Annotated in this window: 5 protein-coding genes; 1 reads left to right on the top strand and 4 read right to left on the bottom strand. The window is 69.3% G+C overall.

The window, feature by feature from the left end; all coding sequences use genetic code 11:
• A partial coding sequence (locus VFZ92_RS38100) for a ribonucleotide-diphosphate reductase subunit beta (protein WP_330882178.1) occupies window positions 1–358 on the top strand: 358 nt, incomplete at its 5' end.
• Window positions 359–569: 211 nt separating this feature from the next.
• On the opposite strand, the gene VFZ92_RS38095 is transcribed toward VFZ92_RS38100, so the two are convergent.
• The 4 genes from VFZ92_RS38095 to VFZ92_RS38080 all read right to left on the bottom strand — a co-directional run bounded on the left by VFZ92_RS38095 (window position 570) and on the right by VFZ92_RS38080 (window position 5,436).
• Window positions 570–1,160 carry a DUF305 domain-containing protein gene (locus tag VFZ92_RS38095; protein ID WP_330882176.1) on the bottom strand — a complete coding sequence of 197 codons (591 nt, stop codon included), beginning with the start codon at window positions 1,158–1,160 and terminating at the stop codon, window positions 570–572.
• Between the two features lie 20 nt (window positions 1,161–1,180).
• On the bottom strand, window positions 1,181–2,197 hold the full coding sequence (locus VFZ92_RS38090; protein WP_330882174.1) for a LacI family DNA-binding transcriptional regulator: 1,017 nt from the start codon (window positions 2,195–2,197) through the stop codon (window positions 1,181–1,183).
• Between the two features lie 123 nt (window positions 2,198–2,320).
• Window positions 2,321–4,093 (bottom strand): discoidin domain-containing protein, encoded by a 1,773-nt coding sequence (locus VFZ92_RS38085; RefSeq protein ID WP_330882171.1) that lies wholly within the window; start codon window positions 4,091–4,093, stop codon window positions 2,321–2,323.
• A 41-nt stretch (window positions 4,094–4,134) separates the two neighbouring features.
• Entirely contained in the window at window positions 4,135–5,436 is a 1,302-nt protein-coding gene (locus tag VFZ92_RS38080) for a DUF1996 domain-containing protein (RefSeq protein WP_330882169.1), read from the bottom strand.
• Between the last annotated feature and the right edge of the window lie 730 nt (window positions 5,437–6,166).

Below are 6,166 nucleotides of genomic sequence, written 5' to 3'. Positions count from 1 at the left end.
GCACGTGAACTTCGGCATCGACGTCATCAACCAGATCAAGCTGGAAAACCCCCACCTGTGGGACGAGGAGAACCAGAACCTGGCCCGGCGCATGATCCTGGAAGGCACGCAGCTCGAGATCGAGTATGCGCGGGATACGATGCCGCGGGGGGTGCTGGGCATGAACGCCAACATGATGGCCGAGTACCTGCAGTTCATCGCCAACCGGCGGCTCGCGCAGATCGGCCTCTCCGAGCAGTTCCCCGGCGTGAAGAACCCGTTCCCGTGGATGAGCGAGATCATGGATCTGAAGAAGGAGAAGAACTTCTTCGAGACCCGGGTGATCGAGTACCAGAACGGCGGGTCCCTGGAGTGGTGAGGCGCTGAGACTGACCGTCGGTTCCGGCCGGGGGTAACCGCCGGTTCCAGCGGGGTGTGGTCGATGTGACCTGGGGTTCTTGGCCTTGAAATTTGTCGGCTGGCAGCGTCGCACCTGCCGTTTGGGCCGACAAGGGCCACAAGAGGGGCTCCAAGTCACATCGACCACACCCACGACGCGACCCGCAGTGGGTCCGGACCCGCCTTCACGGTCAAGGTCCCAACTTCTCCAGGTACGCCGCCCGACTGCTCTCGATCCCCCTCGTCACGTCCAGCACCTCCACGCTGCTCCCCGCCGCCAACTCCGACTTCGCGACCGTCGTCGACTCCTCGAAGTGCGCCCGCAGCAGGGTGCGCAGCAGGTCGTCGAACGCCTGTCCGGTCGCGTTCGTCAGCTTGGCCAACTCGTCCGCCGTGACCATGCCCGGCATGTCGTGCCCCTCGTGCATGTTCAAGTACGTCCTCCCGGCGTCCGTCAACGCCCCGCGCAGCCGCTCCAGCTCCCTCTGGTGCCCCTCCTGCACCTCGGTGGCCAGGCTGACCAGCGCCGGATCCACCCCCTCGCGCTCCTTCGCCAGCGCCAGGACCGGGAGCAGCGTCTCGTCCTGCGGAATCGCCAGTTGGACGTACGCCGCGTCGGTCTCGCTGAAGCTCCCCGGTGCCGCCGCCGCACTGCTGCCGGTACTGCTGCTACCGCCGCTCGGCGGGGAACTGGAGTGGACGTGGTCGGTGTGGGGTTCCTGCTGAGCGGTGCAGGCCGTCAGCAGGAGCAGGGCCAGCAGGGGGGCTGCCGCGCGGAGCATGTGGTCACTCCTTGATCGGGTCAGGCGGACTGGCGTACCACCAGTGTCGGTTCGAACACGACCGCGCTCACCGGGCGGTCCGGTCGTTCTACGCGGCCCAGCAGGAGTCGGGCCATTTCCGCCGCCATGTCCTCCACCGGCTGTCTCACCGTGGTGAGCGGTGGGTCGCAGGCGAGGGCGGGACTGCTGTCGTCGAAGCCGATCACGGCGATGTCGTCGGGCACGTGGAGGCCGTGGCGCCTGAGCACCGGGAGCGCGCCGTGGGCCATGAGGTCCGACGCGATGAAGATGCCGTCCACGTCGGGACACCTGGTCAGCAGTTCCTCCATGGCCGTGGCACCGCCCTCGTGGGTGAAGTCGGCCTCCACCGCCACCACGTCGTGGTAGCCGCGTTCGGCCATCGTGGTGCGGAAACCCGTCAGCCTGTCCTGCGCGGCCGTCGTGCTGACCGGGCCGGTGATGGTGGCCACCCGGTAGCAGCCCCGGTCCGCGAGGTGGTGGGCCGCCAGGGAGGCGCCCGCCAACTGGTTGACGTCCACGTAGGTGATGGGCATCGGCCGGACCGGTCTGGCGGCCAGCACGACCGGCAGGTTGCTGTCCGTCAGGAGCTTCGGCAGCGGGTCCGCGCCGTGGGTGTGGATGAGGATGACACCGTCCAGCCTGCCCTGGCGGAGGTCCGCCACCACCTGCTGGTGGGTGCCGGAACCCGCGCTGGTCAGCACCAGCTGCACGCCCAGCGGTTGGGTCACGTCCATGACGCCGCCGACGACCCGGCCGAAGTACGGGTCGCCGAGCATCCTGCCCTCGTCCGGGAGGACCAGGCCGATGGCGCCCGCCCGCCTCGTGACCAGCGACCTGGCCGCGCGGTTGGGCGTGTACCCGGTGGCGACGATGGCTCGGGTGACGAGTTCGCGCAGCTCCTCGTCCACCGTGGAGACGCCGTTGACCACGCGGGACACGGTCGCGCGGGACACGCCCGCCACGCGCGCCACCTCTTCCAGGGTGACCGGGGCCGGGGTGGTGCGGGGGTCTGGCACGTCTGCCTTTATACCGTTCTTCAAGGATCACCCGGTCCTCGTGGCGTTCGCAGTCCTGAGTGGACGCCGCGCGGCTCCGGGATCGGGACCCCGGAGCCGCGCGGTGGTCGTGGCAGGTCTCGCCTACTGGTAGACGCGGACGTAGTCGACGAGCATGCGCTGCGGGAAGACGGAGGTGGCGTCCGGAGGTCCGGGCCAGTCACCGCCCACCGCGTTGTTGAGGATGATGAAGAACGGGCGGTCGAAGACCCACGGGCCCCTGGTCGCCTCCACCGTCGCCTTGTCGATCGTGATGACGGGGATGTCGTCGATGGTGAACTTCATGCCCTTGCTGTCCCAGTCCACCGCGAACTTGTGGAACGCGCTCGCGAAGTCCGCGCCACCGGGCAGCGCGTACATCTGCCCGATGCCACCGCCGCCGAAGTACGACGGGCCGTGGATGGTCTGGTAGGCGGTGTTGGGTTCGCGGCCGAGGTGCTCCATGATGTCGATCTCGCCGCTGTTCGGCCACGGGGTGCCGTTGTCCAGGATGTTGGCGCCCAGCATCCAGAACGCGGGCCAGATGCCCTTGGTGCCCGAGACCTTGATGTTGGCCTCGACCCTGCCGTAGGTCCAGGTGGCCTTGCCGTGGGTGATGAGCCGCGACGAGGTGTACTGGCAGGTGCCGCTGCCGCTGACCGGGTCGACCGGGCAGGACGAACCGGGCGTGACCTCGCGCCTGGCCTCCAGCACGAGGTTGCCCGCGCCGTCGGTGAACGCGTTGTTGTTGTTCGTGTAGTACTGGAGTTCGGCGTTCTGGCCGGTGCCGACCTCGGGGCGCCACTTGTTCGAGTCCGGCTTGGTGCCGTTGCCGGTGTTGAACTCGTCGGACCACACGAGCTGCTTCGGGTTGCGCGGGTCCGGCGGGATCACCGGCTGCGGGTTCGGCGCGCCGCCGGTCCCCCACACCTGGAACTCCCAGAGCGAGTAGCCGTAGGGCGAGCCGCGGCCGGTGCCGTACATGCGCACGAACCTGCCGCTGCCGCTGACGGTGAGCGTCTGCTTGAAGCCGGTGCCCGTCGTCGTGGAGTAGATCGACGTCCAGTCACCCGTGCCGGTCGGCGACACCTGGACCTGGAAGGACTTGCCGTAGGCCGGGTCCCACTGGAGGACGACCTTCTTGATCTGCGCGGTCGCGCCGAGGTCGACCTGGATCCAGCCGGGGTCGACCCAGCCGACGTCGGTCGCGGTGGCCCACCGGGTGCTCGGGTCGAAGTCGAACGCCTTGTCGACCGTGCAGCCCGTGCAGTTCGGGTCGTTCTGCTGGGTCGACGCGGTGCCGGGCTTCTTGTACGACAGCAGCACGTCCGTGCCGGGGTCGGGCGGGTTGCCCGTGTCGGTGCTGGTGCGCACCGCGAACTCCCACAGCGACGCGCCCCACTGCGTGGCGCGGGCCGTCGTGTGCACGCGGATGTAGCGACCGCTGCCGGTGAAGGTGACGTTCTGGACACCACCGGTGCTGGTCGTCGTCGAGTAGACCGAGGTCCACCCGTCGGTGCCGTTGGCGGACACCTGGATCTGGTAGGCCGTCGCGTAGGCGGCCTCCCAGTTCAGCGTGGCGCCGCAGACGTTCTGCGTGCTGCCCAGGTCGACCCGCAGCCACTGCGGGTCACCGGGTGCGCTCGACCAGCGCGTGCCGTTGTCGCCGTCCACCGCCGAGGAGGCGACGAACGGGCTGCCGACCTCGACGGAGGACGCCGTGGCGGGCTTGCCCTGGGCGGCGTTGGTGGTGCCGCAGACGGGCGCGGCGCTGGCGGGCACGAGGGGCACGGCCACCGCGCAGGCGGTCAGGACGGCCGTGAGGGCGGCTACCAGCCTGCCGCGGTGCCGCGGTCCTCTGGAAGCGGGTGGTTGCATCACATCTCCATTGATCGTCGCAACAGGACGGACGGCGTGGCTCAGGGTCGGCCGTCGACACCGCACTTGATGATGGGGTTGATGCAGTCGCGCACGCGGCGCAGCATCTCGGCCTCGGGCCAGGCGTTGAAGAAGTCGCCGTGCATGGTGAACCCGGCTCCCGAGGACAGGCGGAACCCGGCCGGGTTGCCGCTGATCGGGTACCGGACGACCTGGCGCAGCTTCGGCACCGGAACCGGGTGGGTCGACGGGCAGTCGCCGTTCACCGGGTAGGCCATGTGGCTCTTGTGGTCGGCCGAGTCGAGGTCGCGGCCGTTCCAGCACTGCGGGAAGTCCAAGTAGGACTCCAGCTGGGTGCCCGCCGGGCACTCCACGAAGTTCTTCGACGGGTTCACGTGGCCCGCGTGCAGGCACGACCAGCGCGAGTTGGTGCTGTCGTCGGGCTGGGTCGCCTTGGCGTTGCCCGCGACGATCCGCAGGCCGAGCGGCAGCGGCTGGATGCGCGCGATCACGTCGTCGCGCACGCCCTCGCCCAGGTAGTAGAAGGTCGGCGGGTCGGGCGTGACCACCTGGTTGTTGTTGTAGAAGTCCGGGATCCAGTACGAGGAGAGGTCGAGGGCCGGGCTGCAGTTGCTGTTCGCGGCCAGCAGGCTGTTGACGTCGCTGAACGCGTTGGTCGACGTGTTGCCGAAGAACGCGTGCATGTGCGAGCCGCCGGGCAGGCGCGGGGCGACGATCGGGTCGTCGGGCAGGCGGTGGCTGAACGGGCAGGACGCGAGGAACTCCGCGACCCGCACGATCGGCCCGTTCGGCGGGGTCGACGGCGGCGCGCCGGAGCGGGTGCCGAAGACCTGGAACTCCCAGAGCGAGACGCCCCACTGGGTGGCCCTGGTGATCGCCTCGACCCGCACGTACCTGCCGGAGCCGGAGACGGCGTGGGTCTCGGTCCCGCCGGTGCCGCCGGTCACCGTCTTGAGCGTGGTCCAGCCGTCCGCGCCGTTCGCGGAGGTCTGGAGGCGGTAGGAACTGGCGTAGGCGTTCTCCCAGTTCAGCGTGATCTGGCTGATCGTGGAGGTCGAGCCGAGGTCGACGCGGAGCCACTGGCCGTCCTGCGCGGCGCTGGACCAGCGGGTGCCGCCGTTGCCGTCCACCGCGGCGGGGGCGAGGGTCCCGCCGTTCTCGGAGGAGGAGGCCGCCGCGGTGGCGCCTTGGGACAAGAGGTCAGGGGCGGCGGTGGCGGTGGACGTGCCGACGTAGAGAGCGGACGCGGTGAGGCCCGCGATGGCCAGGCCTGCGAACAGACCTCGCCATCGGGTGGGCGCACGGCGAATCGTGAGTGCCACGACTCTCCTTTCGCAGGGGGGAGCGGGGCGTCCCCGGAGCTGGGCTTGGCTGGCACCGGGGACGGCCCTGGGAGGTTACGGGGAGGTTTCAGGAGAGCGCTCTCTCAGCGGACGCTAGAACTGGGGTGGGTGGGTGTCAAGGAATACCGGGAGTTCCGGTCCAAGTCCGGGTGGTGAGGTGAGGTCTGCGGGGAACAGACCGGAGAGCGCTCTCTCGCGGGGCGCGGGGTGAGATCTGGTGGGTGCCTGTTTCGGCGGAACTGGTGGCCGTGGGTCCCGGCGGGCTTGGCCGCGAGGGCTGGCAGGCCTGGTGGCCGCGAGTCTCAGCGAACCTGGTGGTCCCGAGTCCGAGCAGGCCTGGTGGCCGCGAGTGCCGGCAGGTCTGGTGACCGCGAGTGCCAACGAACCTGGCCGCGAGTCCCAGCAGGCCTGGTGGCCGTGAGTCCCAGCGGACCTGGCCACGAGTCCCAACGGAGCTGGTGGCCGTCAGACCCAGCGGATCCGGTAACAGCGAGCACCGGCAGACCTGGTAGCCGCGAGTCCCAGCGGTGGTGGCCGATTTGACTCGGGGACCCCTCGATTTGACCCTGTGATCGGGCTAAGGGGCAGGTGGTGTCAACCTGCCCGATCTACCAGGGCAAGGGTCAAATCCTCCGAGCAAAATCGGCCACGGCCACGGCGGCGTGCGCTGGTTTTGTCCTGCTTTTGTTTTAGATTTTTGCCGCTGGGG

This window comes from Umezawaea sp. (assembly GCF_036375055.1).
Classification (GTDB): domain Bacteria; phylum Actinomycetota; class Actinomycetes; order Mycobacteriales; family Pseudonocardiaceae; genus Umezawaea.
The sequence above is the reverse complement of the archived record's forward strand: the minus strand, read 5'-3'. Positions and strand labels throughout refer to the sequence as shown.

Excerpts from the sequence above, each read along its gene's own strand:
- VFZ92_RS38095 (WP_330882176.1), bottom strand. The coding sequence starts at position 1,160 with ATGCTCCGCGCGGCAGCCCCCCTGCTGGCCCTGCTCCTGCTGACGGCC.
- VFZ92_RS38085 (WP_330882171.1), bottom strand. The coding sequence starts at position 4,093 with ATGCAACCACCCGCTTCCAGAGGACCGCGGCACCGCGGCAGGCTGGTA.